The following is a 17,567-nucleotide window of genomic DNA, read 5'->3' as shown; positions in this document are numbered from 1 at the left end:
CCTTCAGGCCGGCCGGCGCGCTGGCCAGAGGCCGAGCACGAGCATGCAGCCGGCCATGATAGTTCCACCGCCGGCCAGCTGCGGCCAGGACAGTTTCTCGCCGAGCCAGAGGGCACCAATCAGGACGGCGACAACGGTCACCGCGAATTCCACGCTGATCGTGCGCGTGGCGCCGATCGAGGCGACGAGGCCGAAATAGACCACATAGGTCAGGCCGCTCATGCCGCCGCCGAGGACCAGCAGGTACAGGAAATCCATCGGCACCAGCGGGCCCGGCACCGGAACCAGCAGGATCAGCGGCAGGGCCATGATACCGCCGGCGAGGAAGGCGAGCATCGTTACCTCCCAGGAGCCGGCCGCCCGCAGGTGGCGACTGGCATAGACCGAGCCGAAAGCCGCGCAGAGCGCGCTGGCCATCGAGTCGAGGCAGCCAATCGCGAAGAGCGGCGTGAAGGGCACGGCCGGAAAGCCGACCAGCAGGATAACGCCGGCAAAGCCGAGGGCAAGGCCGGCAAGCTTGCGGCCGTCAAACGTCTCAAGGCCCCAAAGCCGGCTGATCAGCATCGAGAAGAGCGGGATGGTTGCCACGAGGATCGCCGCCATCGCGGTGCCGATGATCGGGGTGGCATAGGAGAGTCCGACCAGCTGCCCCGCAACCGTGGTGGCGCCAACCATCAGGCCATGGCGGAGCGGGAAGCCGAAATCGAGCCGGCGGCCCAGCGCCCGGGCCAGCAGATAGAGGAAGATCGCCGCGAGGATGCAGCGGAAGGTGACCGCGCCGACCCAGCCGAAGGCATCGACCACGCGCACCAGCACCAGAAAGGAAAGGCCCCAGACGAGGGCGAGGAAGACATAGCCGGCGAGATCGCGGGGAGACATGGGAAACCGGGGATCGGGGGGCGGGATGCGAGCCGGGCTGGTGCCCGCCTCAATGCGCCTCGTCCCAGTTGCGGGCGGCGCGGGCATCGACCTTGAGCGGCACCTTCAACTGGAGCAGCGGCAGCGGCGCCTCCTCCATCACCCGGGTGATAACCGGAATGGCGCGCGCCGCCTCGGCCTCGGGCACCTCGAAGATCAACTCGTCATGGACCTGCAGCAGCATGCTGGCGGGCACGCGGCGCTCGGCCAAAGCGGCATCCATCCGCAGCATGGCGCGGCGGATGATATCGGCCGCCGAGCCCTGGATCGGCGCGTTGATCGCCGCGCGCTCCATGAAGGCACGCTCGGAAGGGTTCTTGGAATCGATGGCGGGGTAGTGGCATTTGCGGCCGAAGACCGTCTCGACATAGCCGTCCTTGCGGACCTTCGCCTTCATCGCCTCCATGTAATCCTTGATGCCGGGGAAGCGCTCGAAATACTTGCGGATATAGGCGCCGGCCTCCTCGCGCGGGATCGAGAGCTGGTTGGCGAGGCCGAAAGCGGAAATCCCGTAGATGATGCCGAAATTGATCGCCTTGGCGCGGCGCCGGATCTCGCCGGTCATCTCCGACAGGGGCACATTGAACATTTCCGAGGCTGTCATGGCGTGGATATCCACGCCCTCGTCGAAGGCCTTCCGGAGCTGCGGAATCTCGGCGATATGGGCGAGGATGCGCAGCTCGATCTGGCTGTAATCGGCCGAGACCAGCAGCCGGCCCGGCTCCGCCACGAAGGCGGTCCGGATCTTGCGGCCCATCTCGTTGCGGACCGGAATGTTCTGGATGTTCGGCTCGGAGGAGGCGAGCCGCCCGGTTGTGGTCGAGGCGAGCGAGAAGGAGGTATGGACCCGGTTGGTGCGCGGGTTCACATAGCCCGGCAGCGCATCGGTATAGGTGGATTTCAGCTTCTGCATCTGCCGCCATTCGAGCAGCCGCGCAGGCAGCTCGTGACCTTCCGCCGCGAGATCCTCCAGCACATCGGCCCCGGTGGACCAGGCGCCGGTGGCGGTCTTCTTGCCGCCCGAGAGCCCCATCTTGCCGAAGAGGATATCGCCCAGCTGCTTGGGCGAACCGAGATTGAAGCTCTCGCCCGCAAGCGCGTGGATCTCGGCTTCGAGCCGCGCCATTCCTTGCGCGAATTCGCCCGAGAGACGGGAAAGGATCTGCCGGTCGATGGCGATGCCCCGCGCCTCCATCGCGGCGAGGCAATCGGGCATGCCACGCTCGAGCGTCTCGTAGACCGAGACCATGCCCTCGGCGACGAGGCGGGGCTTCAGTGCCAGCCAGAGGCGCAGGGTGATGTCGGCATCCTCGGCGGCGTAATGCGTCGCCTTGTCGATCGGCACCTGGTCGAAGGTGACGGCCGCCTTGCCCTTGCCGGCCACTTCGGAAAACGGGATCGGCTTGTGGTGGAGATGCAGGGTGGACAGCTCGTCCATACCATGGCCATGCCGGCCGGCATCGAGCACATAGGAGAGGAGCATCGTATCATCGACCGGCGTGATATCGACGCCGTGCTGACGCATGACCAGCAGGTCAAACTTGATGTTCTGCCCGATCTTGAGCACGGCCGCATCTTCCAACACCGGCTTCAGCAGGGCCAATGCCTCGGCCAGCGGGATCTGCCCGGGAACGGGGCCGGAATCGAACAGGCCATCGCCGCTGCGATGCTGGAGCGGCACATAGCAGCCCTCGCCCGGCGCGGTGCTGAGCGAGACGCCGACCAGATCGGCCTGCATCGGATCGAGGCTGTTGGTCTCGGTATCGAAGGCCAGGATGCCGCGCTCGCGGGCGCGATCCAGCCAGGCAGCAAGCGCGGCAGCGGTCTGCACGGCTTCATAGGCCTCGTGCTTGACCGGCATGGCGCGCAGGGCAGCCAGACGCGTGGCGGCCAGACCGGCCGGGCCTTCGGGCGGGGCCGCCGCCAGGGTGACACCGCCGCCGGATGGGCTGCCGGCTTCCGGCGCAACGGAATCGCCCGGCTCGGCCGGCGCGGTCCCGCCCTTGGCATAGGCGGGGTCGGGCTCGACCTTGTCGACGGCCACACCGTAGAGATCAGCCACCCGCCGCGTCAGGGTGGTGAATTCCATCGCCTTGAGGAAGGCAACCGCGGCTTCGGCGGTCGGATCATGGGCGACGAGGGTCTTGAGCGGGGCTTCCACCGGCACATCGCGCACGAGGGTGACGAGCCTGCGCGAGATACGGACCTTCTCGACCACTTCAGGGTCGGTCAGTGTTTCGCGGCGCTTCGGCTGCTTGATCTCGCCGGCACGGGCCAGCAGGGTGTCGAGATCGCCATATTCGGCGATGAGCTGCGCGGCGGTCTTGACGCCGATACCGGGCGCTCCGGGGACATTGTCGGTGGAATCACCGGCCAGCGATTGCACATCGACGACGCGATCCGGCTTCACGCCGAAATACTCGAAAACCTCGGCCTCGCCGATCAGCCGCTCCTCGCGCTCGCCGGAGGCGGGGTCATACATCACCACGCCCGGCTCGATCAGCTGCATCAGGTCCTTGTCGGCGGAGACGATCGTCACTTCCGCACCGGCCCGGACGGCCTGGCCGGCATAGGTGGCGATGAGGTCATCGGCCTCGTAGGTATCCATCTCGATCGGCTGGTAGCCGAAAGCCCGGACCACCGCGCGCATCAGCGGGAATTGCGGGACGAGATCCTCGGGGGGCTCGGAGCGGTTCGCCTTGTAGGCGGGGAAGAGCGCCTTGCGAAAGGAATTCTCGCTCTTGTCGAAGATCATCGCGAGATGGGTGGCCTTCCGGCCGCGCGCGCCCTCGCGGATGAACTGGACGAGCTTGGTGGCGAAGATGCGCACGGCCCCGGTCGGCAGCCGGTCGGACCGGTAATTGTAGCGCTGGTCCTGCCGGATGGACTGGAAATAGGCCCGGAAGACGAAGGACGAACCATCGATCAGGATGACATGGTCGCCGGGACCGGGCGGGTTGATGCGGGGCGTTTCACTGGACATGCCCCGGTTTATAGGCCCCGCCGGCGGAAAGGTCAGCCGGGATTTCGGACAAATCACGGCAGGATTCGATCGACCGGCCGGACGGTCAGGTCTTGTCTTATGAATAGGACAAGCCAAACGGTGGCATGGCTGCGGCCAGAAGACCCCGCCCCCGCCAGAAGGAAAAGGCGGGCGCGCGCCGGAGCCAACGAAAAAGGCCGGCAGGTTTCCCCGCCGGCCTGATCGATGGCATCGTCGATGGCGGGACGAACCCGCCAGCCGTGACGCGCCTTACTTGGTCTTCTTGAGGGCGGCGCCGAGAATGTCGCCGAGCGTGGCACCCGAATCCGCCGAGCCGTACTGGGCCATGGCTTCCTTCTCTTCGGCCATTTCCAGCGCCTTGATCGACACCTGGACCTTGCGGGCCTTCTTGTCGAACAGGATGACGCGGGCATCGAACTTCTCGCCGGCGGCGAAGCGGTCCGGACGCTGATCCGCACGGTCGCGGGCCAGTTCCGAGCGCTTCACGAAGGTGGTGAGATCCGAGCCGACGATCTTGGCTTCCAGACCGCCATCCTTCACTTCCAGCACTTCGCAAGTGACAACGCCACCGCGCTTGATCGAGTCGCCGGCATCGGCGAAGGGATCGCCCGAGACCTGCTTGATGCCAAGCGAGATGCGCTCCTTCTCGATATCGACGTCGAGCACGATGGCGCGAACCATGTCGCCCTTCTTGAACTCGTCGATGACCTGCTCGCCCGGGCGGTTCCAGTCGAGATCCGAGAGGTGGACCATGCCGTCGACATCGCCTTCAAGGCCAATGAACAGGCCGAACTCGGTCTTGTTCTTGACTTCGCCTTCGACAACCGACCCGACCGGGTGGCGATCGATGAAGCTTTCCCACGGGTTGTTGAGGGTCTGCTTGAGGCCGAGGCTGATACGGCGCTTCGAGGGATCGACCTCGAGAACCTGCACTTCGACTTCCTGGCTGGTCGAAAGGATCTTGCCCGGATGGACGTTCTTCTTCGTCCAGGACATTTCCGACACGTGGATCAGGCCTTCGATGCCCGGTTCCAGCTCAACGAAGGCACCGTAATCCGTGATGTTGGTCACGCGGCCGGTGAACTTGCCATTGATCGGGTACTTGGCTTCGATGCCTTCCCACGGATTGCCCTGGAGCTGCTTCATGCCGAGGCTGATGCGGTGGGTATCCTGGTTGATCTTGACGATCTTGACCTTCACGGTCTGGCCGACGGTCAGCACCTCGGTCGGGTGGTTGACGCGGCGCCAGGCGATGTCGGTCACGTGCAGCAGGCCATCGATGCCGCCGAGATCGACGAACGCACCGTAATCGGTAATGTTCTTGACCACGCCGTCGATGATCTGGCCTTCCTCGAGGTTCGAGACCAGTTCCTGGCGCTGGCCGGCGCGGGTCTCTTCAAGGACCGTCCGGCGCGACACGACGATGTTGCCGCGGCGGCGATCCATCTTCAGGATCTCGAACGGCTGCAGGACGCCCATGAGCGGACCGACATCGCGGATCGGGCGGATATCGACCTGGCTGCGCGGCAGGAACGCCACGGCGCCGTCGAGATCGACGGTGTAGCCACCCTTGACCTGGTTGAAGATCGTGCCGGTGACCTTTTCCTTGGCCTCGTAGGCCTTCTCAAGGCGGACCCAGCTCTCTTCGCGGCGGGCCTTGTCGCGGCTGATGACCGCTTCGCCCATCGCGTTCTCGACACGCTCGAGATAGACCTCGACCTTGTCACCGACCTTGATGACCTGATCCTTGTTCGGACCGGCAAATTCCTTCAGCGCCACGCGACCTTCGGTCTTGAGACCGATATCGATGACGGCGACGTCCTTCTCGATCGCGACAACGGTGCCGGTGATCACCGAACCTTCAGCCGTATCGGCCGAGAGGAAGGACTGTTCGAGCAGAGCCGCGAAATCCTCGCGGCTGGGAGACATAGCAGTAGTGGACATGAAAACTCCGAATGCGCCTGCTGCCTCGGGCAGCCTCCGGCGCGGACACTGGTGCTTGGTCGGTTGCGTTTCACCCCGTTCCGCCAGCCGCCGCAAAGATGCGGCGAAGCCCTCGGGAGGCGACCAGTGCAGAAGAACACCGGCGGGCGGGATGCATGGTTTCCCTTCCGGCTTGGCTGGCGGTACCCGTATTTCCACCAAAGGTGAAAACGCCGAAACCGCCGGTACCCTGCAAAGGGTCCGGAAGATTGACGCGGGGAATACCAGAGACCGGCATCGAGGTAAAGCGAAAGCGCCCGGCCCAGCCTACCCTCGGCGCCATCGATCGCTTCAGAGGTGGCGTTTAGGCCGCCCCCGGCGCCGTGCGCAGATCGCGGCAATTGCAGCCTCGTCGCTGGCCTGCAGGTAGCGCCCGCGTTCGAGAATCTCCAGCGTGTATTCCTCGTAGGTCAGGCCAAGCGCCTCGGCCCGGGCCTGCCGCGAGAGGAGGATATCGGTGGAAGCCGGGCGCCATGCCGCGCGATGCTTCGCCTTCCAGGTGAAGAACTGTCCGATCCCGCCCTTCCCCCAGGGTGGCACATGCGGCTTTTCCCGCAGCGGTGGCCCGCCATTATGGCCGATGCCGATCCGCCGCTTCCCGGCCATTCAGGGCAGGTCCCGCATCATGAAGGTGGAATTGGGATCGGGCCGATACTCGCCGAAAGGCGGGCATTCGACAAAGCCGTGCCGGGCATAGAGCTCGCGGGCCGGGCGGAAATAGTCGAAGGAGCCGGTCTCGAGATAGAGCCGGCGCAGCCCCGCCGCGCGGGCGGCATCGAGGATATGGCCCAGCATGACGGTTGCGACGCCACGGCGCAGGGCATGATCCCAGGTCCGCATGGACTTGACCTCGCCGGCCTCGCCGTCGAGCCGGCGAAGCGCACCCATGCCGAGCAGCTCCTCGCCCGCCCAGATTGTCCAGAAGGCGATATCCGGCTTCTGCATCGCCGAGAGATCGAGCACATGGGCCGAGCCGGCCGGGGTGACCGCCCGGTTCGTCTCGAAATGGTGGCGGAGCAGGGCGACCACGCGGTCATCGGAGAAATCGCCGGGGCGGATGGTCAGCATCGGGCCTCACACCAGGAACAGGAAATAGCGGGCGCCGGATTCCGGCGGGGTTTCGAAAGCCGTCGGCCCGTAGAGCCGGTAGCGGAGGCAATCCCCGGGGCCGAGATCATGGCGGATGCCCTCGACCGTCAGGAAAAGCCGCCCCTCGATCAGCACCAGATGATGCTCGTGGCCTTGCTTGGCCGGTCCGTCATAGGCAATGCGCCGGCCTGCTGGCAGCCGGGCCTCCACAACCTCGCCGCTCAGCCCGTCGGCGGGCGGCGAGACGAGACGGCGCTCGAACCCGTTGCTCGGATCCTTCCAGACCGGCTGCCTCGACCGCGGCAGGTACGCATCGACCTGCCGCTCGGCCAGGTGCAGCAGCCGGGAAATCGTGATCCCGTAGGTGGCGGCGAGTTTGCCGAGCGTGCTGGCGGTGGCGCTGGTCTCGGCGTTTTCAAGCCGCGAGAGCGTGGCGCGGCTGATGCCCGAACGGTTCGCCAGTTCATCGAGCGACCAGTTCCGGGCGATCCGCAATCCCTTGAGATGGGCAGCGATGCGGGAATCAAGATCGGTCTCGATGCTGCCTACTTCCATAAACGAGATAAATTCTCATTTGTGGAATGATGTCAAGCCATGCGCGGCCGGAGGATCAATGCGAGAATGGCACCGCCGATAAATCCGCCGAGATGGGCCTGCCAGTCGATGCCGGGCACGAAGATCGTCACCGCGATGTTCAGGCCAATATTGATGGCGAAGAACGAGACCGGAAGGGCGATATCGCGCAGCAGCCAGAAGGCGAAAAGTGCTCCGAGCAGGCCGGAGGCGCCGCCCGAGGCACCGGCGCTGATGAAGGGCTGGCTGTGCAGCATCAGGGAGCCGAAGCTGCCGGCAAGGATCGAGCCGAGGAAGAGAATCGTCATCCGCAGGGCGCCAAGGCCGCGCTCCAGCGGCACGCCCCAGGCGAGCAGGCAGATGCCGTTGGCCACGAGATGCATCAGTCCGAAATGGAGGAAGCCGGCGGTGAGCATCCGCCAGTACTGGCCATCGAGCCAGTCGAGCGGCAGCAGCCCGCCCCAGGCCGCGATGGTCCGGGTGGACATATCGAGCCCGCCCTCCGCAATGACGAGGCCGACATAGACCAGCGCATTGAGGGCGAGGAACAAACCCGTGGCGGGTGGCATGCCCCGCGGTTCGGCATGGGTCTCCATCAGACAGGCTCTCCGGGTTCAGACAAGGAAGCTCGCGATCTCGGCGAGCGGCTTCTTCTCGGTCGCATGGCGGGGGATATGGGCATCTCCCGCGGGATAGCCCGTCACCAGCAGGATGTAGGGTTTCTCCTGCGCCGGGCGCCGGCAGATTTCGTTCAGGAAGCCCATCGGACTCGGCGTATGCGTCAGCGTGGCGAGGCCGGCATGATGCAGCGCCGCGATCAGGAAGCCGGTGGCGATCGAAACCGATTCCGGTACGTAATAGTTCTTGCGCATCACGCCATCGGCGCTGGGGCTCGATCGGGCGCCGAAAATGGCGATAAGCCAGGGGGCAATCTCGAGGAAGGGCTTCTGCGGATCGGTGCCAAGCGGGCGGAGGGCCGCAAGCCATTCCTCGCCGGCCTTGCCGGCATAGAAGGCGCGCTCCTCTTCCTCGGCTGCGGTGCGGATGCGGGCCTTGAGCGCAGGATCGCCGATCACCGCGAAATGCCAGGGCTGGTGGTTGGCGCCGTTCGGGGCCGTCCCTGCCGCACGAAGGCAGGTCTCGATAATGTCACGCGGGACCGGCCGAGGCGAGAAATCACGGACCGTATGCCGCCGGGCAATCTCGGCACGGAATGTCTCGGCCCGTTCGCGCATTTCCTCGAGCGGATATTCCCGGTAATCCGGCAGCGGAACGGACTCGAAATCACGCGTTGGCATTGTCATCGCTCCCGGCGGGTCAGAGCTGCAGGGCCCCGGTTCGCATCAGCCGAGAGACTGCCCCGCCTCGGCCAGCACGGCAAGCACCTCGGCCAGCGCGCGGGCAAAGGCAGCGTCGGCATCCAAGGCCGAGGTATCGATCCGGATCGCATCGGGCGCGATCTGCATGTTGGGCGCATCCCGCGCATCCCGTTCGACGAGGTCGGCGAGAATGCCGGCCTCGGTGACAGGCTCGCCTCGCGAGGCCAACTCGCGGTAGCGGCGGCCGGCGCGGATGGCGACATCGGCATCGATCCAGAGCTTGGCCGTCGCATCCGGCGCGATAACGGTTCCGATATCCCGACCGTCGAGCACTGCGCCGCCGGGTTGGTGGGCGAAATCCTGCTGGAAGGTGCGCAGGGCGCGACGCACGCCATCGACCTTGGCGACACGGCTCGCCGCTTCGCCCGCCTCGCGCCGGCGCAGGCGATCATCCTCGAGCCAGGCCGGCTCGAACCGCGCTGCGATGCCCGTTGCCGCCAAACCATCATCGAGGTGGTGGCCGTCATCGCGCAGGCGCTGGCCGACGGCGCGATAGAGGAGCCCGGTATCGAGAACCGGCAAGCCGAAATGCGCCGCCAGCCTCTTGGCCAGCGTGCCCTTGCCCGAAGCGGCCGGACCGTCAACCGCGATGATCAAGGCGGGCTTCATCGCAGGGCTCCACCCAGCCGCGTCATCATCGGCACGAAATCGGGGAAGGAGGTGGCGATGAAGCTCGTATCGTCGACGCCGACGGCCTTGTCGGAAGCGAGCCCCATGATGAGGAAGCTCATGGCGATGCGGTGGTCCATATGCGTGGCGACGAGCCCGCCTCCAGGCGCCGCGCGGCCCGAGCCGGAGACGATGAGGTCATCCCCGACGATCTGGTGCGCGACGCCATTGGCCGCGAGGCCATCGGCCACAGCGGCGAGGCGGTCGCTTTCCTTGACGCGCAGTTCCTGCAGGCCCCGCATCCGGGTCTCGCCCGAAGCGAAAGCGGCGGCCACGGCAAGGACGGGATATTCGTCGATCATGGACGGCGCGCGCTCGGCCGGCACATCGACGCCGCGCAGGGGCGAGTGGCGGATCCGGAGATCGGCCACTCGCTCGCCGCCCTCGACGCGGCTGTCGAGTTCCTCGATCGAAGCGCCCATCTCGAGCAAGGTGGTGAGGAGCCCGGTGCGGAGCGGGTTCATCATCACGGATTCGATGATGACATCCGATCCCGGCACGATCAGCGCCGCCACGATCGGGAAAGCGGCGGAGGACGGATCCGCCGGTACGACGATGGGGCGGGGGCTGAGTTCCGGCCGGCCCTTCAGCGTGATGCGGCGGCCATGGGTGCCGGCAGGCTCGCTGCGGATCTCGGCGCCGAAATAGGCCAGCATCTTCTCGGTATGGTCGCGGCTGGCTTCCGGCTCGATCACGATGGTCTCGCCCGGGGCATTAAGCCCGGCGAAGAGCACCGCAGACTTGATCTGCGCCGAGGCCACGGGGGTGGTGTATTCGATCGGGATGCTGTCCCTGGCGCCCTGCAGCGTCAGCGGCAGCCGGTTGCCCTCGGCCACGTCGATCACCGTGACGCCCATGCGCTTGAGCGGATCGAGAATACGGCCCATCGGGCGCTTGCGGAGCGAGGCGTCACCATCGAAGGTCGCGCGGATCGGGTGGCCGCCGACCACGCCCATCATCAGGCGCGAGCCGGTACCGGCATTGCCGAAATCCAGCGTCCCGCGCGGCTCCAGCAGCGTGCCGATGCCCATGCCACGCACGCGCCATTCACCCGGGCCGAGATGCTCGACCGTGGCGCCGAGCGCGCGGGCTGCATCGGCGGTGCGCAGGACATCCTCGCCCTCGAGCAGACCGGTTACACGTGTCTCGCCCACGCTGAGCAGGCCGAGGATGAGCGAGCGATGCGAGATCGACTTGTCGCCGGGAACGCGCACCCGGCCCCGGAGCGGCCCGCCCCGTTCCGCCTGGAGGGGAAGCGCTTCGGAACCATGGGCCATGTCTCGATCCTCGAACGATGCCCCGCGGCTGCCAAAAAAACCCGGGCGGGGCGGGAAAACTTGCTTATCCGGGTCTTGCCCGCAACAAGCATTTGACAGGAAAGTGCGAGGCCACTAACGGGCTTCATCCCGACTTTGCAAGCGGAAGTTTTTGCCCCGGCCCGCCCCCCGGGCCCCATGACAGGAACGCGACATTGCCCAAGGCTGAACTCGGCACCAAGCGCATCTGCCCCGTGACGGGCAAGAAGTTTTACGATCTCGACAAGGATCCGATCGTCTCGCCCTATACGGGGCAGAGCTATCCCCGTGCCTATTTCGATCCGCAGCCCAAGATCGCCAAGGCCGAGGTGGCCGAAGACGAGGAACTGGTCACGGATGAGGTGGCCGCACCGGAACTCGTGCCGCTTGAAGAGGCGGAGGAGGCCGATGACGCCAAGGTCGTTGCCGATGACGACGATATCGACATCGATGGTGATGATGACGATACCTTCCTCGAAACCGAGGAAGATGAGGATGACAGCGACGTTGCCGACCTGATCGACGGCGATCTGGAAGAAGACGAGGAAAGCTGATCCTCTGCCGTGCCGGACCGGGGCGAAAAAGATCGACCTCCGGCCGGAAAGGCACTTGCGGCGCGCGGGGTCTTGTGACAATAAGCGCGCCTCCGAACGCGGTTCGGTTCCGGCATGCCCCCAGGCATGCTCGTGATGTGGGGCTATAGCTCAGCTGGGAGAGCGCCTGCATGGCATGCAGGAGGTCAGCGGTTCGATCCCGCTTAGCTCCACCATCTCCTTTTCAGCATTTCCCGCCTTGTCCTCTGAATTGCCGGGCCGATCGCAAAGCGGGTTGCCCGGCGGAAGCGATTCTTCCGCTCAGACCTGAATCGCCTGCAACCGGGCACGCGCCGCGCCCAGTTCATCGGCATTGATGCCGTGGCCGAAGCCGGGATAGATCCGCTCGTCCACCGCGGCCCCCATGGCGCGCATGAGCGCCGTGGTTTCCTGCACGCGTACCAGCGGGATGTGCGAATCGACATCGGAGCAGCCGATCAGCACCGAGGCGCCGGCAAGAGCCGTCTCCGTGCCAGGCACCGGAAGGCGTGGCTCGCCCGGCGGACCGATATAGCCGCCGCTGAACCCGAAAACGGCCCCGTAGGCGCGCGGCTGCCGGATGGCCGTTTCCAGCGCGAGGCAGGCCCCCTGCGAGAAGCCGCATATGCCAATCCGCGCGGCGGCAACCCCGCCCTGCTCCAGCGCGGCGAGCACGCCCGCCGTCAGGGCCAGCGCGCGGGAGAGATGTGGCTCGTTGGCCGCCAGCGGCGCAGTGAATGGATAGGGGTACCAGCTGGATCCCGGCGCTTGCGGCGCGAGGAAGCAGAGATCGGGCTGGGCGAATGCCTCGGCGAGTTCGAGGATCGATTCGGCGCTCGCACCCCGGCCATGCAGCATCAGCATGAAGCCGGCCGCGCGGGTCGGCGGGGCGCCGGTCCGCCGGAGCGGGAACCGGGAGAGCAGGGAATCGGCATCTGTCTGGCTGAGCATGGCCTCTCCTATCCGGCAGGGGTGAGCGGCGCGAGGCGGCGCTCGATGTCGGCCCGCCTGGGTTCGAATTCCGGCGGCAGTTGCAGGCTGGTCCCGAGCCGTTCCGGCGGCTCGTCGACAGCGAATCCCGGCGGGTCGGTCGCGAATTCGAACAGGATGCCGCCAGGTTCGCGCACATAGACCGAGCGGAAATACCGCCGGTCGAGCACCGGCGTCGGATCGAGGCCCCAAGCAACAAGCTCGGCGCGGATTTCCCCGAGGCCGGCTTCGTCGGGCACCCGGAACGCGAGGTGATGGACAATGCCGGCGCCTGTCTCGACCGGCGAGGCCGCGCCTTCCCGGGCGAGATCGAGCGACTCCCCGGTTCCGGGGACGACGAAGCGGCGGAGGCCGCGCTCCTCGCCCGCCAGCTCGAAACCCATCAACCGGACGAGCAACGCCTCGGTTGCGGCCGGCGCCTGCGAGAGCAGCGTCGCCCCGGCGAGAACCGGATGTGTGGCCGCGCCGATGCCCTCCCGGCCGATCAGATCCAGCGCGAGACCGAAAGGATCCTCGAAGCGCAACACCGACTCGCCGAAGCGCTCCGTCGGACCGAGCGTATCCACACCCTGCTCGACGAGGTGCAGGATCCACGTCTCCATGTCTTCGGCGGGGATGGCCAACGAGATGGCGGCAGCGGCCCCGCCGCCAACATGCCCCCGCGCGGCATCAGTAAAGGGGAAGAAGGTGAGCAGGGTGCCAGGGCGCCCGCCCGCATCGCCGAAGTAGAGATGGTGGATATCCGGCGCATCGAAGTTCACGGTCCGCTTGACGAGATGCAGTCGCACCACCTCGCGGTAGAAGCGGAGCGTCTCGACCGGGTCGGTCGACAGCATCGTGACATGGTGCAACCCGAACCTGCGCGTCATCGCCATCCCTTTTTGGTCCCTTCCGGAAAGATGGGCTTCCCGAGGCTTTGCACAAGGGCAATCCGAGGTTGACGCGCCAAGGACAGGCTGCACAGAAAACATGCATATTTGTGATCACAGTTACCAAATATACACGATCATCATCAAAAGAATGATGGGCCTTCCTTCGAACAGGATCCCGCCATGCATGCATTCGGAAACCGGCTGTTCCTCTCGCTGCAGGGGTCGATCGCGGCTCTTGGGCTGCTCTGCTGCCTGCTTGCAGGCAGCATCTGGATCGAGAACACGTTCCGCACCGAGACGACCGCCGAGATTCGCGACACGCTCCGGAAACAGGCCCTGATCGAGAAGGCCAATGCTCTCGTCTATGCGGTGGTGATGGAATCGCGCGGGCTCTACATGACCGACGATCCGAAACGCATCCAGCAATTCGGTGGCGGCCTCGAGAAGCAATTGGCGACGCTCCAGTCCACGATGACCGAGTGGAAGGACCTCGTGACCGATGTCGACCGGTCGAGTTTCGCAGAGCTGGAAAAGCAGGGCCGGACCTTCACGGAACTGCGGACGCAACTCGTGGCCGCAGCCCGGGCGCACGGTTCCAAGGCGGCGCGGGAGATCGGCGACAACGATGCCAACCGCGCGACGCGGACTGCCTTCAACAAGGCGCTGGAGGCCCTTGCATCGGCTTACCAGACACGCATGGTGGAAATGGACCAGAGCCTGACCGCCATCGCCCGGATCATCAGCGCGGCGCAATGGGCGACAATGTTTGCGGCCTGTGCCGTCGTCCTCGCCCTGCTGGTCTGGACCAACCGTGTCATCGCGCGGCCGTTCACGGATCTTGCAAGCGATATCAGCCGGATTGGCCGCGGCGAGACAGATTTCAGCGTCTCGCATGATCACCGGAAAGATGAGCTCGGCAACATCGCCAAGGCTGTCGAGGGCTTCCGCCAGATGCAGGCCGAACGGTCCGATCTGCGCCGCGCCGAACAGGACGAACTGGCTGCACGGGCCGAACGCCAGCGCCAGCTCGAGGCGGCGATCGCCACTTTCGAGAGCAACGCGCTTGCCCGCGTGAACACGCTGGCCTCCACGTCGAGCCAGCTTCACAACGCTGCCGCCACCCTGTCGACCGGCGCCGAGGAAACGGCGCGTCAGGCCGAGGTGGTGACAGAGGCTTCGACGGAGATGTCCGCCACCGTGGATTCGCTGGCGGAATCCGGCCGGGAACTCGCGCAGGCGATCGGCGGAATCGCGTCCGGCATGACGAAAGCGAGCGAGGTTTCGGCGCAGGCCTCTGATCTCAGCGCAGCCACCGCCGGCAAGTTCTCCGAACTGGCGCAGGCCGTTTCAGCGATCGGCCAGGTGGTCGATCTCATCAACTCCATCGCGAGCCAGACGAACCTTCTTGCGCTCAATGCCACGATCGAGGCCGCCCGCGCCGGTGAAGCGGGGAGAGGCTTCGCGGTGGTGGCCAGCGAAGTGAAGGAGCTGGCCACCCAGACAACGCGCGCAACGGCGGAGATCGGTGCCAACATTGCCCATGTGCAGAGCGTGACCCGGGATTCCATCGCGGCGGTGGAAGCTATCGGCACCACGATCGAGGAAATGCGCCGGATCGCGGGGGATGTCTCGCTGGCCGTCGAAAACCAGCGCCGCGCCAGCGAGGGCATCGCCGATGGCGTGATCCATGCCGCCGAACGGACGCAGCAGGTCACCAGCAACATTTCCGGCGTTTCGGATGCAGCGGACCAGAATGGCAGCGCGGCGATGCAGGTCCTTCAATCGGCCAGCCAGCTCTCCGAAGCGGCGGCCGACATCAAGAGCGAGATGGACCGCTTCCTCGGCCAGATCCGCGCGGCCTGAGCCGCCCTCTGCGATGGCGTGGCGGGCGCATGCCCGCCTGGTAGCGGACTATCAACCGTTTCGATCAAAACAATCCCGTTCCCCCCGGCAGATGCGTTCACCAGGGCGTGATCGAGCGCGTTTGGCGTGGTGGAAAAAGCCATTTGTTAGGAGATGGGGGCGACACTCCGGCGCGACGCGGAGTTTTCCGCAACCGGAATCCGAATTCCCATGCTCGACTTCGTAACGGCGAAAATCATTGCGCGCCTTTCGACCGAGAACCTCATTGTCTCCGGCCTGCTGCTGGCGACGGCTCTGGGCTCGGCGCTCTATGTCTATTTCAGAACCATTGAAAAGCGGTCCTTCCGGGAATTCTTCGAGTTCCTTATCCCGCACGAAATCATCACCCACCCCTCGGCGAAAGCGGATCTCCTGTTCTGGATCACGAAACGGGCGATCACGCCCTTCCTGATGTTCCCGGCAGGCGCGGTTTTCGTCGGGGCGATGGGCTATGCGACCCACCAGACGCTCGGCGGTGCATTCGGTATCACCGAACCGCTGTTCGGACAGCCCGGCCCACTGACCATCGTGATCTTCACGATCACGATGCTGCTCGCCTATGACATCTCCTATTACACCTATCACTGGGCGCAGCATAAATTCCCCTTCATGTGGGAATTGCACAAGGTGCATCATTCCGCGGAAGTGATGGTCGGGATCACCAAGGATCGCGTCCATCCGCTGGACGAGTTGATGAACCGCGCCTGGGACGGCGTCATCGCCGGCTTCTTCTTCGGCCTCTGGACGCTCGCCTCGCTCAACCCGGTCGAAGCCACGGTCTTTGGCGTCAATGTCTATGTGATCCGCAATATCCTCATGATGGATTTCGTGCGGCACACGCATCTCAAGATCTCCTTCGGCGCGCTGAACAGCATCGTCCTGTGCCCCCATTACCACCAGCTGCATCACAGCGCCGATCCCCGGCATTACGACAAGAATTTCGGCCTGCTTTTCAGTTTCTGGGATCGCTGGTTCGGGACGCTGGCCGTGCCGGAAAAGGACGAGAGTTTCACCTTCGGCCTGATGGAACGGGAGAGCCGGGAATACCAGTCGCTCTTCGGCCTGTGGGTCCTTCCGATCATCAGGATGGGCGGACATATCCTGCGGTGGCTTCGGCTCGACCGCGGGCGGAAGGCCGTGGAACCGGCCAAGGAGCCTTCGGTATGAATGCACCCTTCCGGATTGCAAATGAGGCTGCCGCCGCGTCATCCACCGGAATCCGGGTGGAGATCGTCAGTACGGCAGAGGCGCTTTCTGCGCTCGAGCCGGACTGGCAGCAGCTCTGGGCCGCCTGCGGCGCCCTGATCTTCCAGAGCCATGGCTGGATCGCAAGCTGGTGGTTGCACATTGCCGATCGGGAGACCCGGCAGTTGATGATTGCCACCGCGTGGGACGGGCCGATCCTTGTCGGCATCCTGCCGCTGGCGATCCATCGCCATCGCGGATTGCGTCTTCTCGAATGGGCCGCGCGTGACCATGCCGATTACTGCGACATGCTTGTCCACCCCGCCGCGTCAGCGGATGTGGCTGGTGCCCTTTGGAATGCTGTGAGCCGGCAGCGCGGCTATGATCTCATCCTGCTGAACCGGCTTCTCCCGGATGCGCGCGCCCATGCGCTGCTGACCTCGGGCGAGCGCCCGGTCCTGATGCCCAATCATCGCAGCGAAATGAGCCTCCGCGTGGTCGGCCTCCATGCTGATGGCGAAGCCTGGTTCAATGCGCAGAACAAGAAGACCCGCCAGAATTACCGGCGCGGCATGGCCTATCTCTCGGAGGGGGCAGAACTCCGGTTCAGGCTGCTGCCTCCGGATGCCGAGATCGAGCCCGTGCTGACCCGCCTTGCTGCCCTCAAGCGCGCCTGGCTGGAGAAAATGGGCCTCGAGGCACCGCTTTTCGACCAGGATGCACCGCTTCTGAGCGCGCTGGTCGACACCCTCCGCCGGGCCGGCCAGTTGCGGATCTTCGTCCTCGAGCGAGATGGCGAAACCATCGCGATCTCAATCAACTTTGTCGACGGCAAGAAGATGATGGCTTTCGTGACCACCTATGACCCTGCCGTCGAGAAGGGCTCGCCAGGCATGGTCCTGATGGTCGACTATATCCGCTGGGCCTTCGATAACGGGCTGGATCTGGTCGATTTCCTCTGCGGCGCGGAGGATTTCAAGTCACGCTTCGCCTCGGAAACGGTGACCCTGACCTCGATGGCCGGTGCGGCCTCCCTCGTCGGGACGGCAGCCCTGACCACCGACAGGCTGGTGCGGTTCATCCGGACCTGCCGGGCCGAGCTGGCCGAGCGCCGCGCAGGCGCCCGGGCCGCCTGA

16 protein-coding genes and 1 tRNA gene are annotated in these 17,567 nt (G+C 65.4%); 5 read left to right on the top strand and 12 right to left on the bottom strand.

Annotated elements, in window-relative coordinates:
- Positions 1-3: 3 nt before the first annotated feature.
- From P0652_RS08120 to aroA, 10 genes are all read right to left on the bottom strand, one after another.
- On the bottom strand, positions 4-879 hold the full coding sequence (locus tag P0652_RS08120; protein WP_284178281.1) for a DMT family transporter: 876 nt from the start codon (positions 877-879) through the stop codon (positions 4-6).
- Positions 880-928: 49 nt separating this feature from the next.
- Positions 929-3,901: a DNA polymerase I gene (polA, locus tag P0652_RS08115; protein WP_284178280.1), complete on the bottom strand. Its 2,973-nt coding sequence runs from the start codon at positions 3,899-3,901 to the stop codon at positions 929-931.
- A 270-nt stretch (positions 3,902-4,171) separates the two neighbouring features.
- Complete coding sequence (rpsA, locus tag P0652_RS08110) at positions 4,172-5,866, bottom strand: 30S ribosomal protein S1 (RefSeq protein ID WP_284178279.1); 1,695 nt, start codon at positions 5,864-5,866, stop codon at positions 4,172-4,174.
- Positions 5,867-6,196: 330 nt separating this feature from the next.
- Positions 6,197-6,511, bottom strand: coding sequence for a hypothetical protein (locus P0652_RS08105; protein ID WP_284178278.1), 315 nt, complete (start codon positions 6,509-6,511; stop codon positions 6,197-6,199).
- Entirely contained in the window at positions 6,512-6,973 is a 462-nt protein-coding gene (locus tag P0652_RS08100; RefSeq protein WP_349774969.1) for a GNAT family N-acetyltransferase, read from the bottom strand.
- Positions 6,974-6,979: 6 nt separating this feature from the next.
- A complete protein-coding gene (locus tag P0652_RS08095) occupies positions 6,980-7,549 on the bottom strand; it encodes a helix-turn-helix domain-containing protein (RefSeq protein ID WP_284178277.1) in 570 nt (189 codons plus the stop codon).
- A gap of 32 nt (positions 7,550-7,581) precedes the next feature.
- Entirely contained in the window at positions 7,582-8,163 is a 582-nt protein-coding gene (locus P0652_RS08090; protein WP_284178276.1) for a rhomboid family intramembrane serine protease, read from the bottom strand.
- Between the two features lie 18 nt (positions 8,164-8,181).
- The gene (locus P0652_RS08085; RefSeq protein WP_284178275.1) at positions 8,182-8,865 is read right to left on the bottom strand and encodes a nitroreductase family protein; all 684 of its coding nucleotides are present in this window, start codon (positions 8,863-8,865) and stop codon (positions 8,182-8,184) included.
- A 45-nt stretch (positions 8,866-8,910) separates the two neighbouring features.
- Positions 8,911-9,555, bottom strand: a complete 645-nt coding sequence (locus tag P0652_RS08080; protein ID WP_502947495.1) for a (d)CMP kinase — start codon at positions 9,553-9,555, stop codon at positions 8,911-8,913.
- Positions 9,552-10,892 carry a 3-phosphoshikimate 1-carboxyvinyltransferase gene (aroA, locus tag P0652_RS08075; RefSeq protein WP_284178274.1) on the bottom strand — a complete coding sequence of 447 codons (1,341 nt, stop codon included), beginning with the start codon at positions 10,890-10,892 and terminating at the stop codon, positions 9,552-9,554. Before aroA ends, P0652_RS08080 begins: the two co-directional genes overlap by 4 nt.
- Positions 10,893-11,086: 194 nt before the next feature.
- Here aroA and P0652_RS08070 point away from each other — a divergent pair, with 194 nt between their 5' ends.
- Both P0652_RS08070 and P0652_RS08065 read left to right on the top strand, forming a co-directional pair.
- Positions 11,087-11,464: a TIGR02300 family protein gene (locus P0652_RS08070; RefSeq protein WP_284178273.1), complete on the top strand. Its 378-nt coding sequence runs from the start codon at positions 11,087-11,089 to the stop codon at positions 11,462-11,464.
- 139 nt (positions 11,465-11,603) lie between these two features.
- Positions 11,604-11,679: transfer RNA gene (locus P0652_RS08065), tRNA-Ala, on the top strand.
- An 85-nt stretch (positions 11,680-11,764) separates the two neighbouring features.
- Here the strand turns inward: P0652_RS08065 and P0652_RS08060 are convergent.
- On the bottom strand, positions 11,765-12,433 hold the full coding sequence (locus P0652_RS08060) for an alpha/beta hydrolase (RefSeq protein WP_284178272.1): 669 nt from the start codon (positions 12,431-12,433) through the stop codon (positions 11,765-11,767).
- An 8-nt stretch (positions 12,434-12,441) separates the two neighbouring features.
- Complete coding sequence (locus P0652_RS08055) at positions 12,442-13,341, bottom strand: VOC family protein (RefSeq protein ID WP_284178271.1); 900 nt, start codon at positions 13,339-13,341, stop codon at positions 12,442-12,444.
- Between the two features lie 183 nt (positions 13,342-13,524).
- Between P0652_RS08055 and P0652_RS08050 the strand changes: the two genes are divergently transcribed.
- The 3 genes from P0652_RS08050 to P0652_RS08040 all read left to right on the top strand — a co-directional run bounded on the left by P0652_RS08050 (position 13,525) and on the right by P0652_RS08040 (position 17,567).
- Positions 13,525-15,207, top strand: coding sequence for a methyl-accepting chemotaxis protein (locus tag P0652_RS08050; protein ID WP_284178270.1), 1,683 nt, complete (start codon positions 13,525-13,527; stop codon positions 15,205-15,207).
- Positions 15,208-15,417: 210 nt separating this feature from the next.
- Positions 15,418-16,413, top strand: coding sequence for a sterol desaturase family protein (locus tag P0652_RS08045; protein ID WP_284178269.1), 996 nt, complete (start codon positions 15,418-15,420; stop codon positions 16,411-16,413).
- Complete coding sequence (locus P0652_RS08040; protein ID WP_284178268.1) at positions 16,410-17,567, top strand: GNAT family N-acetyltransferase; 1,158 nt, start codon at positions 16,410-16,412, stop codon at positions 17,565-17,567. Before P0652_RS08045 ends, P0652_RS08040 begins: the two co-directional genes overlap by 4 nt.

Origin of the sequence: Rhabdaerophilum sp. SD176 (assembly GCF_030143245.1) — a bacterium.
Taxonomy (GTDB): Bacteria; Pseudomonadota; Alphaproteobacteria; order Rhizobiales; family Beijerinckiaceae; genus Rhabdaerophilum.
Note: the sequence above shows the minus strand (reverse complement) of the source record. Positions and strands in the feature narration are given on the sequence as shown.

Coding starts and splice junctions, on each gene's coding strand:
- P0652_RS08120 (WP_284178281.1), bottom strand. CDS start 879: ATGTCTCCCCGCGATCTCGCCGGCTATGTCTTCCTCGCCCTCGTCTGG.
- polA (WP_284178280.1), bottom strand. CDS start 3,901: ATGTCCAGTGAAACGCCCCGCATCAACCCGCCCGGTCCCGGCGACCAT.
- rpsA (WP_284178279.1), bottom strand. CDS start 5,866: ATGTCCACTACTGCTATGTCTCCCAGCCGCGAGGATTTCGCGGCTCTG.
- P0652_RS08105 (WP_284178278.1), bottom strand. CDS start 6,511: ATGGCCGGGAAGCGGCGGATCGGCATCGGCCATAATGGCGGGCCACCG.
- P0652_RS08100 (WP_349774969.1), bottom strand. CDS start 6,973: ATGCTGACCATCCGCCCCGGCGATTTCTCCGATGACCGCGTGGTCGCC.
- P0652_RS08095 (WP_284178277.1), bottom strand. CDS start 7,549: ATGGAAGTAGGCAGCATCGAGACCGATCTTGATTCCCGCATCGCTGCC.
- P0652_RS08090 (WP_284178276.1), bottom strand. CDS start 8,163: ATGGAGACCCATGCCGAACCGCGGGGCATGCCACCCGCCACGGGTTTG.
- P0652_RS08085 (WP_284178275.1), bottom strand. CDS start 8,865: ATGCCAACGCGTGATTTCGAGTCCGTTCCGCTGCCGGATTACCGGGAA.
- P0652_RS08080 (WP_502947495.1), bottom strand. CDS start 9,555: ATGAAGCCCGCCTTGATCATCGCGGTTGACGGTCCGGCCGCTTCGGGC.
- aroA (WP_284178274.1), bottom strand. CDS start 10,892: ATGGCCCATGGTTCCGAAGCGCTTCCCCTCCAGGCGGAACGGGGCGGG.
- P0652_RS08060 (WP_284178272.1), bottom strand. CDS start 12,433: ATGCTCAGCCAGACAGATGCCGATTCCCTGCTCTCCCGGTTCCCGCTC.
- P0652_RS08055 (WP_284178271.1), bottom strand. CDS start 13,341: ATGACGCGCAGGTTCGGGTTGCACCATGTCACGATGCTGTCGACCGAC.
- P0652_RS08050 (WP_284178270.1), top strand. CDS start 13,525: ATGCATGCATTCGGAAACCGGCTGTTCCTCTCGCTGCAGGGGTCGATC.
- P0652_RS08045 (WP_284178269.1), top strand. CDS start 15,418: ATGCTCGACTTCGTAACGGCGAAAATCATTGCGCGCCTTTCGACCGAG.
- P0652_RS08040 (WP_284178268.1), top strand. CDS start 16,410: ATGAATGCACCCTTCCGGATTGCAAATGAGGCTGCCGCCGCGTCATCC.